The organism is Acinetobacter sp. 197, from assembly GCF_048148385.1.
GTDB lineage: Bacteria > Pseudomonadota > Gammaproteobacteria > Pseudomonadales > Moraxellaceae > Acinetobacter > Acinetobacter pecorum.
In genome coordinates, this window is sequence record NZ_JAYWZK010000008.1 from 113,952 (window position 1) to 133,923 (window position 19,972).

Consider the following 19,972-nt stretch of genomic DNA (forward strand, 5'->3'; position numbering starts at 1 on the left):
TATAAATTATAGACAGAGCAAATTAGTTTTAAAACTTAATGACATTGTTGATTATTCTGCTATAATTTCGCCACGCACTTAATTTCTGTTCTTTACCTGAACACTATCTTCTAATCATTGTATGCGCGTGCTGTCCATAGAGAGGACATATCCTTCGCGCCCCAATCGCTTAAGCGATTCCTTCAGGTTTGCGGCCGTAATCATGCGTGCGTTATATCCACATCGTCGTTACTCGGATCGCTGCTGAATCCTAATATTTTCAGCATTATTTGCTGTGCCGCTTTTTGCCGATGTCCATAATTGTTATTTATTAAATGGAGCACCCATTTCAGGGTGAATACTCTCTATGAGCAAAACTTTTGCTGATTTTTCCCTCGATGAATCTCTAACCCAGGCTCTCGACGCTTTAGGCTTTACTACTCCTACTCCTGTACAAGAACAAGCGATTCCAGCTGCGCTTGAAGGCAAAGACCTTCTTGTGTCAAGCCAAACAGGTTCTGGTAAAACTGCTGCATTCTTACTGCCTACGTTAAATGCGTTGGCAAACCAAGATACATTAGTACCGTTTAAAGACCGTATGAAAGCGGTTACTCAACCGAATATTTTGGTGATTTCACCGACTCGTGAATTGGCACAACAGGTATGTCAAGACGCGATTGCATTTGTACGTCACATGAAAGGTGTTCGTATTGCGGCAATCATGGGCGGTATGCCTTTCGGTAAGCAAATTCAACAGTTAAAAGGCGCGCAAGTTGTTGTTGCAACTCCAGGTCGTCTACTTGACTTGGTGAATCGTCGTCAAATCAAGCTTGATAAAGTTGACGCGTTAATCGTCGATGAAGCTGACCGTATGCTTGACCTAGGTTTCTCTGAAGACTTGGAAGCAATTGGTGAGTTGGCTGCAAACCGTAAACAAACGCTAATGTTCTCTGCGACGTTTGCACCACGTATCATTACACTTGCAGAACGCATGATGAATGATCCAATGCGTATTTCGATCGAAACTGGTCACTCTACAAATACTGATATTACTCAGACTTTGCATTGGACTGACGGTTTCGAGCACAAGAAAAAATTGCTTACGCACTGGTTGAACGAAGAAGACGTTGATCAAGCAGTAGTATTTGCGTCAACTCAAGAAGACACAGATATGTTGGCTGAAGAACTTGCTGAAGCAGGTCTATCAGTTGTAGCACTTCACGGTGCTATGCCACAAACGGTTCGTAACCGTCGTTTACGCAGCATCCGTGAAGGTCGTGCAAAAATCCTTGTTGCAACTGACGTTGCTGCTCGTGGTCTTGACGTACCAACCATTTCACACGTAATTAACTTCGGTCTTCCAATGAAGAACGAAGACTATGTACACCGTATTGGTCGTACAGGTCGTGCCGGTCGTACTGGTAAAGCCATTACACTTGCAACTTACCGTGAGCGTGGCAAAATCCGTGCTTTGGAAGACTTCCTTGATGCGCGTCTAAACGTATCTGAAATCGAAGGTCTTGAGCCATCTCCACCTCCTGCACGTGGTAGCCGTGATGGCGCTGGCCGTGGTCGTGGTCGTGATGGCGGCGGTCGTCGTGATGGCGGTCGTGGTGGTTTTGGCGGTGGTCGTCGTTTTGAAGGCGAAAGCAACTTCAAACGTCGTGAAGGCGGTGATGATCGTCCACGTCGTAGCTTCGATGACAAACCACGTGGCGAACGTCCGGCATTTGGCGAAGATCGTCCACGTCGTGACTTCGGTGATCGTCCAGCGCCACGTCGTGAAGGCGGTTTCGGTGATCGTCCACAACGTTCGTTTGATGACCGTCCAAAGCGTGACTTTGGTGACCGTCCAGCGCCACGTCGTGAAGGTGGTTTTGGCGACCGTCCACAACGTTCGTTTGATGACCGTCCAAAGCGTGACTTCGGTGATCGTCCAGCGCCACGTCGTGAAGGTGGTTTTGGTGACCGTCCTCGCTCTAATGATGACAACCGTGGCAACCGTGTAGATTACAAGCCAGCTCGTGAAGGCGGTTATGGTGATCGTCCAAAACGTGATTTTGGTGATCGTCCTGCTCCACGTCGTGAAGGTGGTTTCGGTGATCGTCCAGCGCGTTCATTCGGTGATGACCGTCCAAAACGTGATTTCGGTGATCGTCCAGTACGTCGCAACTTTGATGACAAACCACGTGGTGAACGTTCATTCGGTGGTGAAGATCGTCCACGTCGTAAATTTAACGACTAATAGAGTCGCTAGATGAAGATAAAAAACCGGTAGAAATACCGGTTTTTTTATGCATTGAGTTTTTTGCTTTTTAACGTAAAATGTCTACTAATTCATATTTTGTCAGGGTTATGATAATTATTAATATGAAAAGTTTAGCTGCTCGATCTCAATTGATAGAGGTGCATATGCCATATATCGCATTGACTTTGATTTTATGTAATATTATCTATTATTTATACAGTGTTTTTAATTAATCAATCTAGTCATTTCAAGCCTAAGTACATATTTTTATTATAAAAAACACGAAATAATCAATTATTGTCATCTTTTTATGATATTCACCCACCTTTTTCAACTGCTAACATTTTGAACTTCGTTCCTTTATAGTATGCATGCTGAAAAAATGTAGGAATAAACTCAGCTATGAAAAATCAAACAGCGCGAGATACTCTGTCTTTGATTGAAGTCAAGAATTTGAGCTTCAAACGAGGCGAGCGCGTGATTTATGACGACGTGAGTTTAAATATTCGTCGTGGGCAGATTACCGCCATTATGGGGCCATCCGGAACTGGTAAAACTACCTTATTAAGATTGATCGGTGGGCAGCTGACGCCTGAGCATGGGCAGGTCTTATTGGATGGCAAAGATATTGCCTCGATGTCACGTTCCGAACTTTTTTCAGCACGTGCACGGATGGGTATGCTATTTCAGAGTGGTGCTTTGTTTACCGATATGAGCGTGTATGAAAATGTCGCGTTTCCAATTCGGGCCCATACCAAACTGCCAGAGCATTTGATTAAAGAAATCGTGGCACTAAAACTGGAATCAGTTGGTTTGCGTGGTGCAGAGCAGATGATGCCGTCTGAACTGTCTGGCGGTATGAACCGACGCGTAGCTTTGGCCCGGGCAATCGCGCTGGATCCTGAGCTGATCATGTACGATGAACCCTTTGCTGGGCAGGATCCGATTGTGATGGGGGTGTTGACCCGTTTAATCCGCTCTTTGCGTGAAGCACTGGACTTGACCACGATTATTGTTTCGCATGATGTCGCAGAAACCCTATCCATTGCTGACTACATTTATGTGGTGGCAGAGGGCAAAATTCAGGGCGAAGGTACGCCGGCAGAACTCAAGGCGCATCCGTCTGCTTTTGTACAGCAATTCCTGACCGGTTCGGTAGAAGGCCCAGTGGATTATCAGTTTAGTCATCGGGCTTATTTAAGTGATGAGGTACGTTCATGAATGCAATTGCCGCATTAGGTAGACGCGTTATTGAACGTGTACAGGGAATTGGGGTCGCGACCCTGATGCTGTTGCAGATTTTATTTTCAATGCCGACATGGCTTGGAGTGAAACTGTTTGTTTATCAGATGTACCGGGTCGGGGTGTTGTCCCTGCTGATTATTGTGGTGTCTGGCCTGTTTATTGGAGCCGTTCTTGGTTTGCAGATGTTTAGCATCTTGTCGACCTTTGGCAGTGAGTCGATGCTGGGAACAGCAGTTGCCCTGACTTTGCTGCGTGAGCTGGCGCCAGTGGTTGCAGCTTTGCTGTTTGCTGGACGTGCCGGTTCAGCCTTGACCGCAGAAATTGGTCTGATGAAAGCCACCGAACAGCTGTCCAGTATGGAAATGATCGGGGTGGATCCATTAAAGCGTGTAATTTCGCCGCGTCTTTGGGCAGGGATTTTCAGCTTGCCCATGCTTTCGGTTATCTTTGCTGCAGTCGGCATTATGGGCGGTAAGATGGTCGGTGTGGACTTTCTGGGAGCCGACGAAGGCGCGTATTGGAGCGGCATGGAAAGCAGCGTGCAATTCTACAAAGATGTCTTGAATGGCACCATCATTAAAAGTTTTGTATTTGCATTAATTTGTACCTGGATTGCGGTATACCAAGGTTATGCTTGTGTCCCGACCTCGGAAGGTATTGCAACTTCTACAACCCGTACAGTCGTATATTCTTCACTGTGCGTTTTAGGCTTTGACTTTGTGTTGACTGCGGTCATGTTCGGAGGTGTTTAATGAAATCACGTACTAGTGAGCTGGCCGTTGGTGTTTTTGTTATTTTGTTTGGTATTGCCTTATTTTTCCTGGCAATGCGAGTCAGTGGTCTGGTTGGGAACAATATTTCCGACAGCTATGAAATGACGGCAACTTTTGAAAACGTGAATGGGATCAAGCCGCGCGCCAAAGTGGCATTAAGTGGTGTAAAAGTAGGACAGGTGGACCAGATTACCTTGGATCCTGTCACTCGTCTGGCGACCGTACATATGACGCTGGATGGCTCGTTGACCTCGTTTAATGCCGAACAGCTAAAGCAGGTTCAGCAAAATGCGCTGGAAGAGTTGCGTTATAGTTCAGACTATACAGCGGCTACTCCGGCACAACAAAAAGACATGGAAAAACAACTCTTAGCTAACATGAAATCCATCACTAATATTGATGAAGATGCTTATATTATGGTAGCAACCAATGGATTGCTGGGTGAAAAATACCTGAAAATTATTCCAGGTGGGGGTCTGAACTATTTGCAACGCGGTGATCAGATTGCTAATACCCAAGGCACCATGGAAATTGAAGATTTAGTCACGAAGTTTATTACTGGCGGTGCCGGTAAGTCTTCGGATAGTCAAGAAGCTGCCCCAGAACAGGCGACAGTTTCAGGATCGACCGATGCAGAACCTGCATTCGTTGAATAATAGATTGAGGAGATATCAGTGAAGACTTTAGTAAAACAAACGCTTGCAGCAAGCATTCTTTCCACCGTGGTTGCTGGTACAGTGTTTGCAGCTCCAAGCCAAACGCCTCCTGAGTTTATTAAACAAGTGGCGGATAATTTGGTTAAACGTTTACAGGCTGATCATAGCAAATTACAGAGTAATCCAGCCTTGGTCAAAACCATTGTACGTCAAAATCTGGATCCCTATATTGATTCACAAGCTTTTGTGCGTACAGTCATGGGCACTTATGTGCAACAAAGTACTCCAGCACAGCGTGCCCAGTTTGAAAAGAATTTCCGTGAAACCCTGATTGAAAACTATGGTTCGGCATTTGCGAAATATAGCAATCAGACTTACAGCATGCGTCCATACAAAGCCAGCAACAGCAAAAACCCTGTGGTGACCATTGATTTCAATAACAAGGGCGAGAAAATACCGGTAGCGTTCCAGTTGGTGGATAAAGGTTCACAGTGGAAAATCCGTAACATCAACGTATCTGGTATTGACCTTGGTTTGCAGTTCCGTAACCAGTTTGCTGCGACAGTCAAACGTAATGGCGGTAATATAGATACAGCGATTGCCAACTTTAAACCAGATGCAGAAGCCGCAATTGAAAAGAAATAATCAGATAGGTGAGCCGTGATTGTATTCAAGGATCAGGAATTGCAGGTGTCAGGCAACATTGACTATGCCAATGCGCAGGACTATTACCTACAGGGCCTGCGTGTGATTCAGTCACAGAACAAGTTTCCGCTGGTAGTTAATCTGGCCGGGCTTGAAAGTGGCAGTACCTTGGCTCTGGCAGTATTGGTGCGCTGGCTGCGTCAGACGCCTAAAGCACAAGGCCTGCAGTTTAAAGCTGTTCCACCGAAGATGATGAATATCATTCAGGCCAGCCATCTCCAGGATGATCTAAAAATCATTCAGTAGAAGTAATAAAAAAGCACCGAAAGGTGCTTTTTTATTACTTTTCAAATAGGCATGGATCAGATGAGATGTATTTCTTGAGCTTCGACTTAAAAGCAGGGCTTTAAAGCTCGCTCAAATCCATTTCTTCCATCTAAAGTAAATTAATGGTCCGATCAGAAAGCCGATCAAAATAATACTGACCATAATGAAACTCATGGAGCCTTTAGCAAAGGGCAATACATCGGTATTCATCCCATAAATACTGGCAATCAGCATCGGTGGCGCAAGCATACTTGGCAGAATAGAGAAGCGGCGAATGGTATCATTCTGTTCGGTGTTAATGAATCCTGACGTAGTATCGAGCAGGAAGCGCACTTTCTGGAACAGGAAGGCATCATGCTCCACCAATGAGCGGACATCTTCACTGAGCTCCCGGATATCTGCATCATAAATATGACTCCCTAAAGCGCGTGGACGCGCCAGGAAGGTCAGAACACGCCGTAAATCGATCAGACAGAGTTGCGCTTTACCCAGCATATCTTCCAGTTGCGCCAGCCGGGTAATCATGTCATCCAGATCGAGAATTTGCTCACGATGACGGTTATTCAACACTTCGGTTGAATATTTTTCTAAATCTTTATGGACATCTTCCAGGATGTCGGCCAGTTCATCCAGCTTGGCTTCAAGCAGACCCAATAGAATCCAGGTCGGATCTTTATAATCGATGTCATAATCATTGCGGCGTGCCCGGGCACGAAAGGCACGAAAAGCCACCAGCTTTTCACCGCGCAAGGTAAACAGACGATCCTTATGCAGAATGAATGCCACAGTCTGTACCGTCGCCAGCATGCTGGACTCATCTTCATTTTCGTTCTCGACCTGATAGTTTTTATTTTTGGTTAAGAAATATGTGCTGATGTGCAAAATTCCGTCATCATCACGGTAAAATCGGGCACTGGAGGAAATATCTTCTAGCGATTTTAAAGTCGGTAAGTTTTGTCCATAGGCATCTAGAATCCATTGCTGCTCTTCTTGTGAAGGTGCAATCAGGTCAAGCCACACTAAATCTGGATGTAAGTCGAAATCACCATTAATCGTGATATCTTCTAAGCTACCGCGCTCTGTGGCGTAAAAGGCTTCAAGCATGCTGTCTTTTCTCCCTGGCGCAGTATGTGAATTGGAATGGGTGTATTTTAGACAAGGAATTGAATAAAAACACTGATATTAAGTGGTTATTTTTGGAAAAAACGCGCTGGAAGCGATTACGTACAATATACCGTCAATTAGAGGATGAAATGATGAATTCTATCGCAATTTTTTGTGGTTCAGCCCTAGGCTCGGATCCTCTTTATGCCCAGATTGCTAAAAAGGTGGGTCAAACCTTGGCCGCCAGGCATCAGACGCTGGTATATGGTGGTGGTCGTTCTGGCTTGATGGGAATTATCGCTGATAGTGTTTTGGCCGCCGGTGGCAAGGTGATTGGGGTAATTCCGAGGCAACTGGTGAATCGTGAACTGGCACATCCGCATATTACCAAGTTATTTGTGGTGGAGAATATGCACGAGCGTAAAACCCGAATGTCAGAACTGGCTCAAGGGTTTATTGCCATTCCGGGTGGTGCGGGAACGCTGGAAGAAATTTTTGAACAGTGGACCTGGGCGCAACTGGGAATTCATAAAAAGCCTTGTGCTTTTCTAAATGTTGATGGTTTCTACGATGACTTGCTTAAATTTATCTACATGACCACCGAGAAAGGATTTACCAAGGCACGTTTTAGTGATGCTTTAATTGTCAGCGATGATCTGGAAGAAATTTTACGTCAATTCGAAACTTATCAGCCACCTGAGCCTAAATGGGGTAGGAGCGATCAGACCGATCTTGTAAAATAAGCTGCCCCCTAGCATAAAGTCATAAACCAGAGATGAAGATAATTACAGTGGCTGCAGCCATTATTTTAAATGAAGCGCAGCAACTGCTTGTGGTTCGCAAGAAAGGAACGTCCTGCTTTATGCAGGTTGGTGGCAAGCTGGAGCCAAATGAAGCACCAGAAGCAACGATGTTACGTGAAATTCAGGAAGAAATTGGCGCCCAAGCACACATTCAGCAATTCATTGGACGTTTTGAAACGGCAACAGCCAATGAGCCTGATCATCAACTGGTGAGTTATGTCTATTGGGTAAGACTGGATCAGGCACCAAAAATTGAAGCGGAAATTGCTGAAATGAAATGGATAGATCTGGACGAAAAGCAGGTCTTGCTGGCACCCTTGACCACTGAAATTGTCATTCCATGGGTGAAGTCACAGTTACTTGCCCAGGCTTAAGTTTTCAGATTTGCGCGCCTGCCAGACAGGCCGCATAAATTTTTTGACAACCCAGTTGTTCAAGTGTTTGGCTGAGTGCCCGGATCGAGCTGCCAGTCGTGACGACATCATCGATAATCAGCACCCGACGATACCGCAGCTTGGAAATGGTGCTGATCTGGAATTGTGACTGGATATCTTCAATTCGCTCCAGCCGGCTTAGGCCCTTTTGCGAGTGTTGTTTTAGTCGTCGAACAGGTTGCCAGATGGGTGCATTCAACTGTTTTGCCACATGTTTGGCCAGTACCAGGGATTGATTATAACCGCGCTCGGCCAGACGCTCATTCGAGATCGGCATCGGTACTATCGCACTGACTTTAGGCAGGTCTAAACTTAACAGCGCACCTGCCAGTAAATTTTGCAAATGCAGTTTCTGTTCATATTTAAACAGTTGAATCAAACGATCCATCGGATAGGCATAGTCGCAGGCAATCTGGAACTGCATTTCCTGCCGTTGAATGGTTTGATGTGCCCAGGGTAATTGTCGCCAGCAATCTTCACAGACTGAATGAATGGACTGATAATCGGTCAGGCAGAGCTGACAGGGCTGTAAGCGGGTGAGCCAGGATTTTCCGTGTTGCAGTAATTTAAACATAGGCATAGCGCGGTGCTTCCGGTAGCCAGCGTTGCAATAATGCTTCGGCCTGATCAGGATAATCCTTGAGCATTTGCTGGGCCACATAATGTGCCTGATTGAGCAGGTGATCATCACGTTCCAGTTTGGCCACACGGAAATTCATGTCGCCAGTCTGTTTGGTTCCAAGCAGTTCTCCCGGGCCACGCAATTCCAGGTCTTTCTCGGCAATCATGAAGCCATCATTGGTTTCGCGCATGATTCTTAAGCGTTCCTGACCATTTTGCGACAGCGGATGTTTATACAGTAGGGCACAGAAACTGGCTTTGGCGCCACGTCCGACTCGACCCCGTAACTGATGCAATTGAGATAGGCCCAGACGCTCGGCATTTTCAATCACCATAATGGAGGCATTTGGTACATCGACGCCGACTTCGATCACGGTGGTAGCAATCAGCAGCTGTAATTCATTATTTTTAAACTGCTGCATTACCGCCTGTTTTTCATCGGCTTTCATCTTGCCATGTACCAGTCCGATATTCAGCGCAGGAAAGCGCTCGCGAATTTCAGCGAAAGTGGCTTCTGCAGCTTGGGCATCTAAAGTTTCGGACTGTTCTACCAGTGTACACACCCAGTAGGCCTGCTTGCCTTCAGCACAGTTGCTGGCAATCCGTTGCAAGACTTCTTCGCGCCGGTCTAATGGAATGGTCACGGTCTGAATCGGGGTACGGCCCGGCGGCAGCTCATCAATCACAGAGGTATCCAGATCACCATAGGCAGACATGGCCAGTGTGCGTGGAATCGGAGTCGCTGTCATCACCAGTTGATGCGGTGACATACCATCTAGCCCTTTATTTCTGAGAGCAAGGCGCTGATCTACACCAAAGCGATGCTGTTCATCAATAATCACCAGACCCAGTTTGGCAAACTCGACATTTTCCTGAAACAGGGCATGAGTCCCGATGACCAGATGAGCGCTGCCATCCCGAATCAGCTGCTCTGCTGCTGCGCGCGCTTTACCTTTCTGCTTGCCGGAAAGCCAGGCTACATTTAAGCCTAAAGGTTCAAACCAGCGTTTAAAGTTCAGATAATGCTGCTCGGCCAGAATCTCGGTCGGTGCCATCAATGCCACTTGCCAGCCTTCTTCCAGTGCATGGCAGGCAGCTACACCGGCCACCAGTGTTTTACCCGCGCCGACATCGCCCTGAACCAGACGTAACATCGGCTTATTTGTTTTTAAGTCCTGCGCAATTTCTCTGGATACACGTTTTTGCGCACCGGTCATTTCAAAAGCCAGACTGGCCAGTAACCGTTTGGCATAGGTCTGACTTGGCGCAAATGAAGGTGCTTCGACCTGCTGGATGAAGGCGCGTCGGGTCAATAAACTGATCTGATGCGCTACCAGTTCTTCAAAGATCAAGCGTTGCTGTGCAGGATGTGAGCCTTGTGCCAGCTGCAGCATATTGGCATTGACTGGCGGGTGATGGATATATTCCAGTGCCTGTTTCAGTGCATAACCGTTACTAAATTTTGCTGGCAGCAATTCAGGCAGATGATCGCTGTATTGAGCCAAGGCCTGCTGAATATAGTCCCGTATTTTTGGTTGGGTCAGGCCTTCAGTCGCCGGATAAATTGCCGTGAGCTGGGTTTGAGGTAAAGGTGTGTCCTCAGTAATGACTTGCAGTTCGGGATGATACATTTCCAGACCGCGCGCACCAACCCGCACTTCACCAAAAATTCTTAAACGGTTACCCAGTTTGCAGCGGTCGGTAATGCCTTTATAAATATGATAAAAACGTAAAGTGACTTTGCCAAAATCATCATCCAGCAGCACAGCCATGGATTTGCGTTTGCCAGGGGGGAAATCCACGCCTTTGACGATGCCTTCCAGCAGATAGCTGCGTCCCACGCTCAATTGATTCATAGGAATGATCGTGCTACGGTCTTCATAGTCACGTGGTAGATGAAAAAGCAAATCATCAGTATTGAAGATATTTAGTTTTTCGAGTAATGCAGCGGCGGCATTGCCAACGCCTTGTAACTGATGGACTGCAGCCATGTCCCCTCAACCAGATTTGTGATTCGGTGCTCAATGCATATTTTATTTATCGGTTATGGTAAAACATCCCGACGTGTGGCTAAACAACTATTTGAGCAAGGTCATCAAATTAGCACAATTAGCCAGAGTCCCAAAACAGATTCATTCGCAACTCATCTGATTCAGGATGTGCATCAACTGGATTTAACTGCAGTTACTCCAATTGACTGGGTCTATGTATTACTTAGTCCAAAACAAAGTACGGTTGAAGGCTATCAGCAGACTTATCTGGATTCGGTTCAACCTATTGTGGCTGCCTTGAAACAGCATCCGGTGAAACGGATTGTGGTGGTGTCATCGACACGAGTGTATGGGCAAGATGCCGGTGAAATCGTAGATGACGAAACTGAAATTTACCCAATTGATGCTCAGGGCACAATCTTACAGCAGATGGAGCAGGCTTATTTCGCTGCTTATCCTGAGCAATGTACGATCATTCGTCCAAGTGGGATTTATGGAGCATCGGTAGAACGCTTACAAAAAATGGCTGCCTCGATGACGAGTTATCCGAATCTGCACTGGTCCAATCGGATTCATATTGAAGATTTATCACGTTTCTTATCACAGATGATTCACGTGGAACATCCTGAAACTTCTTATATTGTGACCAACAACGATCCAAAATTATTGCATGAAATATTGCAATGGTTCCAACAGCAGATAGGGCTTCCTTTGCTTAAGGTGGAAAGTGAGCAGGTCACGGGTAAAAAGCTTTATGCGACCCGAATGCAAAAAATGGGATTTGAATTAAAACATCTGGACTGTTATGAGGATTATTTGGAGTTGATGAGGAAAAATAATCCCTTCTAACCTCCCTTTAAAAAGGGAAGAATCCCCCTCCTTTTCAAAGGAGGATTAGGGGAGGATTTTATCTAGAACCACCTCTCCCTAATCCTCACTTGCGCTTCGTTTTAAAAGCCGTGCTTTAAAACTCGCTCAGGAGAGGGAATGCTATATTTAAATAATGGCATTAGCTTCTCAGTTTTCACTTCTTATAAATTCTTAAATAAAAAAGAGAGGCCTTAGCCTCTCTTTTTTATTTAATCTTACTTCTTTTTCCGCTTCGCACGTTTCTTGGCTTGTTCTGCCGCAACTGCATCCAGGGCTTCTTTAAGTTCTTCATCGGTAAAGGCGGTAATGTGATGCAGCATCTGCAATTTCACTTCGTCCAATACCAGATCGGCATATTTCGCTACATTGGTCAGCTGTTCATCAAAGACAATCGCATTGTCTTCATTGGTACACAGATAACCTTTCTGGGTTAATACTTTAATGAAGCTCTGGAACAGGGCTTTATCGAAGAATTCAGGCGAATTGAACTCGTATAGTACAGACAGACGCTGACCAACTAAATAGCTCAGCTCTTCCACCTGACGGGTTGAAATATTGCCTGAATCACGCTGGGTAATCAGTGCCAAAGTCATGTAATAACGCTCCAGACTTTGGGTCACTGGGGCAGCCAGAACTTCGAGCTGATGATGCGCTTCAGTATTCGGTGCAGGTGCAATCAGGTTTTCGCCATCTTGCGTGATCAGTTTTGAAGAAATCAGGTTATCAATATGGGCATTGACCTGATTTTGAATCTCATCTTCATGCCATTTTAAAAATAGCTCAGCTTTGAGGAACGGATACAGGGTGCTGCTGATATTGACCACATCATGACGGCGGATGGTGCCGTTATGTTCAGTCAGGGCTGCAATCAGGGATGGCAGTATAAAAGTATGCACAATATTATTACGGAAATAGGTCAGCAGAACCGCCTGATTATCTTCAATCGCAATAATATCGCCCAGTACATGCTTGACCCGTTTGATCAGTTTCAGCTTCATTGCATAGGCAATTATTTCTTTGCCTGACAGCGGTGTAACCTGCATGCGTTCATCATAAGGCAGGGCGGTGAGCAAGGTGCGATAGGTATCCAGCTGTTTGATACAGATTTCTTCATCCAGCGTATGTTTTGGCGTGGCCAGCAAGATTAAAGATAATAACGATACCGGATTGATCACCACCGCACTGTTGATATTTTCCAGAATAGCCTGTGCAGAGCTATTCACCGCGTCAGAAACCGCTTGTGGAACCGGATCATCATTCTTTTCGATCTTGATATTTTCTGCACCATGCTGTTTCAGGATATCATCCAGAAATACCGGTTTACCGAAGTTCAGGTGCACCTTGCCAAAAATGCGTTCAATCTTGCGCAGGGTTTTCAAAATACCAAAAATAGACTCGGCTTCTTTTGGCTTGCCACTCATCTCACCGACATAGGTACCACCTTCCATTAGGCGTTCATAGCCGATATAGGTCGGTACAAATACAATCGGTTTGGACTTGCCACGTAAATGACCATGCACGGTCATTGCCAGCATCCCGGTTTTTGGCGGTAGCAAACGACCGGTACGTGAACGGCCACCTTCAATAAAGTATTCCAGCGGGGTATTACGTGACAGGACGCTATACAGATATTCTTTAAAGACCGTGGTATAGAGCGCGTTGCCGCGGAAGGTACGACGGATAAAGAAGGCACCGCCACCGCGTAAAATCTGGCCCACAAAAGGCATATTCAGGTTGTCGCCCGCTGCGATGTACGGCACCATCAAACCACGGCGATAGATCACATAAGACAATAACAGATAGTCAATATGACTGCGGTGACAGGGGGTATAGACAATTTCATAATCCTTGGCCAGTTCACGCACAGTACTGAAATTATGGACTTCCACGCCGTCATAAAGCTGGGTCCATAAGCGGGTCAGGGCTTTGTCGGCAAAACGTACGGTAGAATGAGAATAATCGGAAACGATTTCGTTCAGATAACCGATGGCACGACGTTCGGATTCCAGCATCGAGGTTTTACTGCGAATACTGTCATTGCGAATCGCCGCCTGTACATCTGGCGACTTGATCAGACCATGCATCACATTACGGCGGTCGGACAGATCCGGCCCGAGAATGACTTCACGCTGACCATCCAGATAATCATTTAAAGTGCTGACAATATAGGTTGCCGGTGCGGAATTTGGATGCGTCTCTTTGGCAAAGTTAATCAATGCGCGTAAAGACTGCGGTTCATGGAACTCTAAATAAGACTGGCGACCATGTAGGCCGATATTGACCAGTTGCTTGACCCGGCTTGGTGTAGACCAGGTGTCGGTAAATAAAAGTTTAAACCAGGAATCTTCTTTCTCAGGTTCACGTCCCCAAAGTACTGTTACCGGTACCAGTTCGACATCCAGTTCAGGATGTTGCTCCAGAATTTCAATCAGGCGTAACAGGCGCGGCGGGAAAGCATGCGGTGGTGAGCTCAACAGGTTATTTTCATCATGATGCTGTAAAAACAGTAGCGATGCTTTTTCCTTATTATTGCCCAGTTGCATTGGATCAAGTGCAGCCGGCAGTTTTAAGCGGCGCGTTTCTGCATCGACCACGAGGGCATTACTACGTGAATGGTTCTGTAAAACGTAGCAGACCAGCTTTTGCGATTCTGCTGTAGTCTGATCAGATTCAGGTGCTGTCACTTCACTTGGTACTTCCCCAAGAACATGAGGGGTAACCACAAGATCAAGTAGTTTACTTGAAAGCTTGCGATACATTTGACCAAAGCCATTCTTGGACATAGCTGCTCCTAATTTTACTGACCAAAACCACAGGACTTCTGAGGGGATTTATTTTGCGGGTTTTTAAGATGAAACAATATATCTTTTTTAACAACTTCAACAGAAGTAGTTCAATTTTAGCGTGAAAGTAGATGCTTTTCCTAGTCACTTATGACATGAGTATGACAGAACAGTCATGCAATCTTTAGAGTTTCAGTCTGATTTTGTGGCAGAATATTCCAGATCAATTGTTTAAATCTGTTTTTCCATTTTGGGATATCTCCAATATTACGTAGGTTACTTATGAATGCCTTAACACAGGAACTGGTCGAGCTGCTCAGCTTAGAAAAGTTAGAAGAAAACATTTTCCGTGGAATCAGCCGGAATCTGGTGGGCAAGCGTGTGTTCGGTGGACAGGTTTTAGGGCAGGCATTACGCGCCGCATCTTATACCACAGACCGTCCGGCACACTCATTGCATGCCTATTTTCTGTTTGGCGGAGATGTCAACGCACCGATTATTTATGAAGTAGACCGTATCCGTGACGGCAAGAGCTTTGTCAGCCGTCAAGTGCGTGCCATTCAGCATGGCCGTACCATTTTTATGTGTATGGTGTCTTTCGCTCCACAGGAAGAAGGTCTGAACTATCAGATTTCAGAGCCCGAGTATCCACCGGCAGAAAGCCTGAAAAATGAAGCAGAACTTACCCGGCAGATTATCGAGTTTATTCCGGAAAATGTACGGGCCACCTTTACACGTGACCGTCATGTCGAGATTCGTCCGGTCAATCCGCAGAATCCGTTCCAGCCGCAACCTGAAGCACCTTCTTATGCGCACTATATCCGTACCCACGGCCAGATTGCTACAGAGGTGGACGAGATTTCTCTGCATCAGGCCATCGCCGCTTTCTATTCTGACTTTACTTTGATGACGACTGCACTGCGCCCACATGGTCTGAGTTATCTTTCACCAAGTTTGCAATGTGCCAGTATTGACCATGCCATGTACTTCCATAGACCGTTTCGGGTGGATGAATGGATGCTGTATGACATGGATGCGACGCAAAGTGCCAGTTCACGTGGCCTGAACTTTGGCCGGATGTGGCAAAATGGCGAACTGGTCTGCAGTACGACTCAGGAAGGCCTGATCCGTTTGCGTGAAATCGAAACACAATAATGGTTATTCTTGTTCAACAAACCGAATGTTTAGATTCGGTTTTTTGTTTTTTTAAGTAGCATATAAATGGCTATTTAATGTCATGTTTTCATGAACTGTTTATAAAATATTACTCGATTCTATAGAACACGCATGGCATAGTGCGGCTTAAGATCAATATTAAAAATGCATGAAAAGATGAGTTTAAATACGCAAATTTTAATTGCCGCCGTACTGGGGGTGCTGTTTGGATTCCTGCTGACGACATTTCCACAAAGCACGTTTTTTGATATCGGCCTGTACGGGGTTGGAATTGCCAGCAGTCTTTTCATTGGGCTGCTTAAAATGATTTTGATCCCTCTTATTTTTACTTCAATCGTGGTCGGGGTGTCGAATCTGCAGGCCGGTGGACAGTTGAGTCGAACCTGGAAAATCACCCTGATGTGCTGTGTGACAACCACTTCATTGGCGCTCATTTTAGGTCTGACCTGTGCCCATCTGTTTAATGTCGGTAAGGGTGTTGATGTACTGATGTTCCAGGATGCCATGGCGCAACATCAAACACCGGATACCCTGACACCTTCATCTTTCTTTACCAATTTTATTCAGAATACCCTGATCAATCCGTTTAAAGCTTTTGCTGATGGCAATGTTTTGGCAGTAGTGATTTTCGCCTTGTTTATCGGTGTGGCGCTAGTGGCAGGTGGAGACAGCTTCCGTACCGTACGCAAACTGAGTCTCCAGTTTTTTGACATCATGATGTTGATGATTGGCTGGATCATGAAATTGGCACCGCTCGGAATTTTTGCACTACTTGCCAAGCTGATCGCTACTGAAGATATTTCTGTACTGAGTCGTCTGGCTGAATTTGCTGCAGTGGTCACAGGTACCACAGTTTTCCATGGTCTTGTGGTCTTGCCTCTATTGCTGTGGGTTTTCGGCAAGATGGATCCCATCACGTTCTTTAAGGGTACTAGAGCCGCCCTGATTACTGCATTTGCCACCAGTTCCAGTTCGGCTACCATGCCCTTGTCGATGAAATGCGCACAGGAAAATTTAGGGGTACGGCCCCAGACTGCAGGTTTTGTGATTCCGCTGGGTACCCAGTTAAATATGGATGGCACGGCACTCTATGAAGCGGCAGCAGCCTTGTTTATCGCCAACTTAATGGGGCTGGATCTCAGTCTGGGACAGCAACTGGTGGTATGTGCCACAGCGATGATTGCATCCTTGGGTGCGCCGGGAATTCCGAGTGCCGGTATGGTGACCATGATCATGGTCTTGCAGTCGGTCGGTTTGCCTGCCGAGGCGATTGCCATTCTGTTACCGATCGACCGCTTGCTCGATACTGTACGCACAGTCGTGAATGTTCAGGGTGATATGATGATCAGTGTCGTGGTGGATCGATATACACGTGAGCCCGATCTTCAAGCAGCAGACCGCTAAAGCATTTAAAAATAAAAAAAAGCAGGCCACTGGTCTGCTTTTTTATAAGGGAAGTTTTAATAAATCAAGAACGATCCCAGACAATTCTGATGAGATAGTTAATCTGCAGAATGCTTGTTCTGATTCAGTTCATCTGCTGCTTTAAGCTCAGATGGATCCTGCTCAAGCAGTTCAAGCGGCTCTTCAGCTTCATTTAAAGCATGCATTGATACTTCAGCAATATGCTCCAAATCAGATTCACTAAGCTCGAGTTCTTCGAGGGGTTCATCCGATTCATTGAAATCATGAATCGATGCTTCCGGAATGCTGTCCAGATCATATTCAGAGGCTTGATCTAAGGTAAAGTTCAAACGGCCACCCATGACGCTGGCCAGTTCTTCCAGACCCTGTTTATTCATTGATGAGAACAGTTGAATCGAGAAATCCAGCTTCATCTTTTTCAATGCCGCTTTGACTTCCTGCAAGGCTTTGGATGCAGGACCACGATTCAGTTTATCTGACTTGGTTAACAAGACATGTACGAACAACTGGCGGGAATAGGCCCATTCCAGCATCATCACATCAAAGTGTTGCAGTGGATGGCGAATGTCCATCAGTAGCACCAGGCCTTGCAAGCTCTGGCGATGAATCAGGTAATTTTCCAGTTCTTTTTGCCAGACCAGTTTCATTTTTTCAGGTACAGCGGCATAACCATAACCAGGTAAGTCGACCAGACGCTGATCCGGATTGCCCAGGCTAAAAAAGTTGATCATCTGGGTGCGGCCAGGTTTTTTGGATGCGCGTGCCAACTGTTTCTGGTTGGTCAGGGCATTAATCGCACTGGATTTACCTGCATTCGAGCGACCGGCAAAAGCAATTTCATAGCCAGTATCTTCTACACAAAGACTAAGTTTGGGTGCACTCATTAAAAATTCGGCTTTACGTAGCCAGTTGAGTGAGCGCACAGCATATTCAGTAATGGCAGAATCAACTTTTTTCTCGTAGCTAATCTTTTGCTTAGGCGCATGAGCTGTCTTACTGTTTTTGGATTTTCCTCTGCTGTGGTGCATAACTCAACTTCAATAAATGATCTACAAAGAAGCATTATAAAGGAAGTCGCACAGGCAAGCGAACATTGCCGCAAGAATAACTCATAAGATGTGAACTGAAAGACTTTAAAGATTAATCAGGCCGATCGGGGACTTTGAACTAAAGCGTGCATCTTTGGGTAGAACAACATCTTGAAGCGTATATTGATCCAGACTGTGATAAAACTGATCGACTGCAGTATCTAAAATACCTTTCAAACTGCAAGTTGGACGTAATACGCAGGGTGGATTATTGCATTCCACCACATTGCTGTCGTGTTGCAGAATCCGCACAATCTGTCCCAGTTGAAGGTTCAGGCTGGCTGGATTTAAACGTATGCCACCCCCTTTACCACGGGTAGTAATCAGCCAGTCCTGTTTTGCCATAAAATGCACGATTTTCATGGCATGATTTTGCGAAACCTGCAGGCGCTCGGCAAGTTCTGCAATGGTATAGGGGAAGTCACGTGGCTGTGCGACATACATCAGGATTCGAAGCGCATAGTCAGTGAATTTATTGAGTTGCATAAGTTCAACAGCTAGAAAATGAAAGAATTGAATGCTAAAAGCTCCACGTATGGAGCTTTTAATCAGGATCTGATATTAGTCTAAACCGTTTTTGACATTAAAGCTTGAGCGGGGCAGACACTTCGACGATATCGCCCACCTGATAATGGTCGATCAGTGTTTGTGCCACTGAAAACGCGGTTGGGTTTTCTTCAGCTTTCACAGTAATCTGATATTGTCCACTTTGAGCCTGATCAAAGCTGAACTGCTGTGGCTGGCGAATGTTCTGTTCAGGCACCTGTACTCGTACTGAAATATGTTCACCTGCCTCCGCACTTGCAATCGCTGCACCGTCTTTAGCTTTGAGTGTAAAGATTTTACCTGCCTCAGTATCATTGACTGCTGCCACTTCAAATTCGCGCCAGCCGGCCCAGCCACCATTTTCAGAAGCTAGAGTGGCATATTTGGATTTTTCTACACCAATCAGGATATCTGCCAGTTGCATATATGCTTCTTTCCAGGCTGCAATCAGCTCGGAGTCCATGGGTACATCTAAAACTTCGCTGATCGAATGTAACAGATTTTCACCGACAATCGCATATTGATCTGGCTGAATATCCAGACTGACATGTTTGGTGGTAATACGTTCGATGGCTTTGGCCAAAACACCCGGGTTGGTGATGTTCTCGGCATAGGCCAAGACTGCCGCAGCCAGGGCACGTGGTTGACGACCGGTACTTTGATGATCCATGTTGAAGGTGTTTTTCAACTCAGGATGGTTGTTCAGCATGCGGTTATAGAAATATGTAGTAAGTGCTACGCCGTTTTCACGTAAAACAGGAACAGTCGCTTGTACAAGTTCAATATGTTGTGGATTCATGGGAGCTGTCTGCAGTTGTTTTTAAAAGATGTATTTAAATTACATCTTTTAAAAAAGCTTTACAATAGTGTCACTCCATAAAAACCTATAAAAATTATGGAATATAAAAATATTCCATAAGAAGTGTGATAATGATCGGAAAATAGAGGGTTATGTGCGCCTGAAAAGGGGGTTAAGTAAACCTTGGATAATTTTCTGTTTCGTTCTTCTTCTGTCCAGACTATAGGCAGCACTTGTGGTCAACGTGCCGATAATATCTAAAGTTATTTCTCTACCTTGCTTGGCTGTATGTTCTTCAGCTTGTTGGGTTGTTTAGATGCCAGCATTAGCAAGCTCATTGCAGAAATCGGAAGGCGAATGGAGTGGTTTTTTTGCATCAGATCTATCCCAGATCGGCACTGGCATGGGTACACCAATTCAAAAAACTCTCTGCCAATACTTTTAAACACGGGAGCTTTA

18 protein-coding genes and 1 pseudogene are annotated in these 19,972 nt (G+C 45.6%); 12 read left to right on the top strand and 7 right to left on the bottom strand.

The annotated features are described in order from the left end of the window. The first annotated feature begins 346 nt into the window (after window positions 1-346). The 6 genes from VXQ11_RS09730 (at window position 347) to VXQ11_RS09755 (ending at window position 5,852) form a co-directional block, all read left to right on the top strand. Window positions 347-2,224 carry a DEAD/DEAH box helicase gene (locus VXQ11_RS09730; RefSeq protein ID WP_416705919.1) on the top strand — a complete coding sequence of 626 codons (1,878 nt, stop codon included), beginning with the start codon at window positions 347-349 and terminating at the stop codon, window positions 2,222-2,224. A 405-nt stretch (window positions 2,225-2,629) separates the two neighbouring features. Beyond that, on the top strand, window positions 2,630-3,448 hold the full coding sequence (locus VXQ11_RS09735) for an ABC transporter ATP-binding protein (protein ID WP_416680901.1): 819 nt from the start codon (window positions 2,630-2,632) through the stop codon (window positions 3,446-3,448). Continuing rightward, window positions 3,445-4,224: a lipid asymmetry maintenance ABC transporter permease subunit MlaE gene (mlaE, locus tag VXQ11_RS09740; RefSeq protein WP_005248230.1), complete on the top strand. Its 780-nt coding sequence runs from the start codon at window positions 3,445-3,447 to the stop codon at window positions 4,222-4,224. Before VXQ11_RS09735 ends, mlaE begins: the two co-directional genes overlap by 4 nt. Further along, window positions 4,224-4,901, top strand: coding sequence for an outer membrane lipid asymmetry maintenance protein MlaD (locus tag VXQ11_RS09745; protein ID WP_064094540.1), 678 nt, complete (start codon window positions 4,224-4,226; stop codon window positions 4,899-4,901). Before mlaE ends, VXQ11_RS09745 begins: the two co-directional genes overlap by 1 nt. A gap of 18 nt (window positions 4,902-4,919) precedes the next feature. Then, window positions 4,920-5,546, top strand: coding sequence for an MlaC/ttg2D family ABC transporter substrate-binding protein (locus VXQ11_RS09750; protein WP_416680900.1), 627 nt, complete (start codon window positions 4,920-4,922; stop codon window positions 5,544-5,546). Between the two features lie 15 nt (window positions 5,547-5,561). Beyond that, window positions 5,562-5,852, top strand: a complete 291-nt coding sequence (locus VXQ11_RS09755; protein ID WP_416705920.1) for an STAS domain-containing protein — start codon at window positions 5,562-5,564, stop codon at window positions 5,850-5,852. 111 nt (window positions 5,853-5,963) lie between these two features. Here VXQ11_RS09755 and VXQ11_RS09760 read toward each other — a convergent pair whose 3' ends face one another. Beyond that, entirely contained in the window at window positions 5,964-6,977 is a 1,014-nt protein-coding gene (locus tag VXQ11_RS09760) for a magnesium and cobalt transport protein CorA (protein WP_064094537.1), read from the bottom strand. 152 nt (window positions 6,978-7,129) lie between these two features. Between VXQ11_RS09760 and VXQ11_RS09765 the strand changes: the two genes are divergently transcribed. Both VXQ11_RS09765 and VXQ11_RS09770 read left to right on the top strand, forming a co-directional pair. Continuing rightward, window positions 7,130-7,720, top strand: coding sequence for a TIGR00730 family Rossman fold protein (locus VXQ11_RS09765; protein ID WP_416705921.1), 591 nt, complete (start codon window positions 7,130-7,132; stop codon window positions 7,718-7,720). A 32-nt stretch (window positions 7,721-7,752) separates the two neighbouring features. Next, window positions 7,753-8,154, top strand: coding sequence for an NUDIX hydrolase (locus VXQ11_RS09770; protein WP_064094535.1), 402 nt, complete (start codon window positions 7,753-7,755; stop codon window positions 8,152-8,154). Window positions 8,155-8,158: 4 nt separating this feature from the next. Here VXQ11_RS09770 and VXQ11_RS09775 read toward each other — a convergent pair whose 3' ends face one another. Next, window positions 8,159-8,794 carry a ComF family protein gene (locus tag VXQ11_RS09775; RefSeq protein ID WP_416705922.1) on the bottom strand — a complete coding sequence of 212 codons (636 nt, stop codon included), beginning with the start codon at window positions 8,792-8,794 and terminating at the stop codon, window positions 8,159-8,161. Beyond that, window positions 8,781-10,826 (bottom strand): ATP-dependent DNA helicase RecG, encoded by a 2,046-nt coding sequence (gene recG / locus VXQ11_RS09780; protein WP_409666495.1) that lies wholly within the window; start codon window positions 10,824-10,826, stop codon window positions 8,781-8,783. The genes VXQ11_RS09775 and recG overlap by 14 nt, the downstream gene beginning before the upstream one ends. A gap of 33 nt (window positions 10,827-10,859) precedes the next feature. Between recG and VXQ11_RS09785 the strand changes: the two genes are divergently transcribed. Next, complete coding sequence (locus VXQ11_RS09785) at window positions 10,860-11,675, top strand: NAD(P)H-binding protein (RefSeq protein ID WP_416680897.1); 816 nt, start codon at window positions 10,860-10,862, stop codon at window positions 11,673-11,675. 236 nt (window positions 11,676-11,911) lie between these two features. Here VXQ11_RS09785 and plsB read toward each other — a convergent pair whose 3' ends face one another. After that, window positions 11,912-14,479 carry a glycerol-3-phosphate 1-O-acyltransferase PlsB gene (plsB, locus tag VXQ11_RS09790; RefSeq protein WP_416705923.1) on the bottom strand — a complete coding sequence of 856 codons (2,568 nt, stop codon included), beginning with the start codon at window positions 14,477-14,479 and terminating at the stop codon, window positions 11,912-11,914. A gap of 282 nt (window positions 14,480-14,761) precedes the next feature. Here plsB and VXQ11_RS09795 point away from each other — a divergent pair, with 282 nt between their 5' ends. Both VXQ11_RS09795 and VXQ11_RS09800 read left to right on the top strand, forming a co-directional pair. Next, the gene (locus VXQ11_RS09795) at window positions 14,762-15,634 is read left to right on the top strand and encodes an acyl-CoA thioesterase (protein ID WP_416705924.1); all 873 of its coding nucleotides are present in this window, start codon (window positions 14,762-14,764) and stop codon (window positions 15,632-15,634) included. Between the two features lie 177 nt (window positions 15,635-15,811). After that, window positions 15,812-17,059, top strand: coding sequence for a dicarboxylate/amino acid:cation symporter (locus VXQ11_RS09800; protein ID WP_416705925.1), 1,248 nt, complete (start codon window positions 15,812-15,814; stop codon window positions 17,057-17,059). Window positions 17,060-17,331: 272 nt separating this feature from the next. Here the strand turns inward: VXQ11_RS09800 and yihA are convergent. From yihA to VXQ11_RS09815, 3 genes and pseudogenes are all read right to left on the bottom strand, one after another. Then, a pseudogene (gene yihA / locus VXQ11_RS09805) lies at window positions 17,332-18,108 on the bottom strand (ribosome biogenesis GTP-binding protein YihA/YsxC); the annotation flags it as partial. Between the two features lie 105 nt (window positions 18,109-18,213). Continuing rightward, window positions 18,214-18,654: an RrF2 family transcriptional regulator gene (locus VXQ11_RS09810; RefSeq protein ID WP_416705926.1), complete on the bottom strand. Its 441-nt coding sequence runs from the start codon at window positions 18,652-18,654 to the stop codon at window positions 18,214-18,216. Window positions 18,655-18,751: 97 nt separating this feature from the next. Further along, window positions 18,752-19,513, bottom strand: coding sequence for a globin domain-containing protein (locus VXQ11_RS09815; protein WP_416705927.1), 762 nt, complete (start codon window positions 19,511-19,513; stop codon window positions 18,752-18,754). A gap of 316 nt (window positions 19,514-19,829) precedes the next feature. Here VXQ11_RS09815 and VXQ11_RS09820 point away from each other — a divergent pair, with 316 nt between their 5' ends. Continuing rightward, entirely contained in the window at window positions 19,830-19,958 is a 129-nt protein-coding gene (locus VXQ11_RS09820) for a hypothetical protein (RefSeq protein ID WP_263600639.1), read from the top strand. The last annotated feature ends 14 nt before the right edge of the window (window positions 19,959-19,972 follow it).

Bases quoted from the DNA above. Each gene is read 5' to 3' on its own strand.
- VXQ11_RS09815 (WP_416705927.1), bottom strand. From the start codon at position 19,513: ATGAATCCACAACATATTGAACTTGTACAAGCGACTGTTCCTGTTTTA.
- VXQ11_RS09775 (WP_416705922.1), bottom strand. From the start codon at position 8,794: ATGCCTATGTTTAAATTACTGCAACACGGAAAATCCTGGCTCACCCGC.
- VXQ11_RS09785 (WP_416680897.1), top strand. From the start codon at position 10,860: ATGCATATTTTATTTATCGGTTATGGTAAAACATCCCGACGTGTGGCT.
- VXQ11_RS09730 (WP_416705919.1), top strand. From the start codon at position 347: ATGAGCAAAACTTTTGCTGATTTTTCCCTCGATGAATCTCTAACCCAG.
- VXQ11_RS09765 (WP_416705921.1), top strand. From the start codon at position 7,130: ATGAATTCTATCGCAATTTTTTGTGGTTCAGCCCTAGGCTCGGATCCT.
- VXQ11_RS09745 (WP_064094540.1), top strand. From the start codon at position 4,224: ATGAAATCACGTACTAGTGAGCTGGCCGTTGGTGTTTTTGTTATTTTG.
- VXQ11_RS09770 (WP_064094535.1), top strand. From the start codon at position 7,753: ATGAAGATAATTACAGTGGCTGCAGCCATTATTTTAAATGAAGCGCAG.
- VXQ11_RS09820 (WP_263600639.1), top strand. From the start codon at position 19,830: ATGCCAGCATTAGCAAGCTCATTGCAGAAATCGGAAGGCGAATGGAGT.
- recG (WP_409666495.1), bottom strand. From the start codon at position 10,826: ATGGCTGCAGTCCATCAGTTACAAGGCGTTGGCAATGCCGCCGCTGCA.
- mlaE (WP_005248230.1), top strand. From the start codon at position 3,445: ATGAATGCAATTGCCGCATTAGGTAGACGCGTTATTGAACGTGTACAG.
- VXQ11_RS09735 (WP_416680901.1), top strand. From the start codon at position 2,630: ATGAAAAATCAAACAGCGCGAGATACTCTGTCTTTGATTGAAGTCAAG.
- plsB (WP_416705923.1), bottom strand. From the start codon at position 14,479: ATGTCCAAGAATGGCTTTGGTCAAATGTATCGCAAGCTTTCAAGTAAA.
- VXQ11_RS09810 (WP_416705926.1), bottom strand. From the start codon at position 18,654: ATGCAACTCAATAAATTCACTGACTATGCGCTTCGAATCCTGATGTAT.
- VXQ11_RS09800 (WP_416705925.1), top strand. From the start codon at position 15,812: ATGAGTTTAAATACGCAAATTTTAATTGCCGCCGTACTGGGGGTGCTG.
- VXQ11_RS09760 (WP_064094537.1), bottom strand. From the start codon at position 6,977: ATGCTTGAAGCCTTTTACGCCACAGAGCGCGGTAGCTTAGAAGATATC.
- VXQ11_RS09795 (WP_416705924.1), top strand. From the start codon at position 14,762: ATGAATGCCTTAACACAGGAACTGGTCGAGCTGCTCAGCTTAGAAAAG.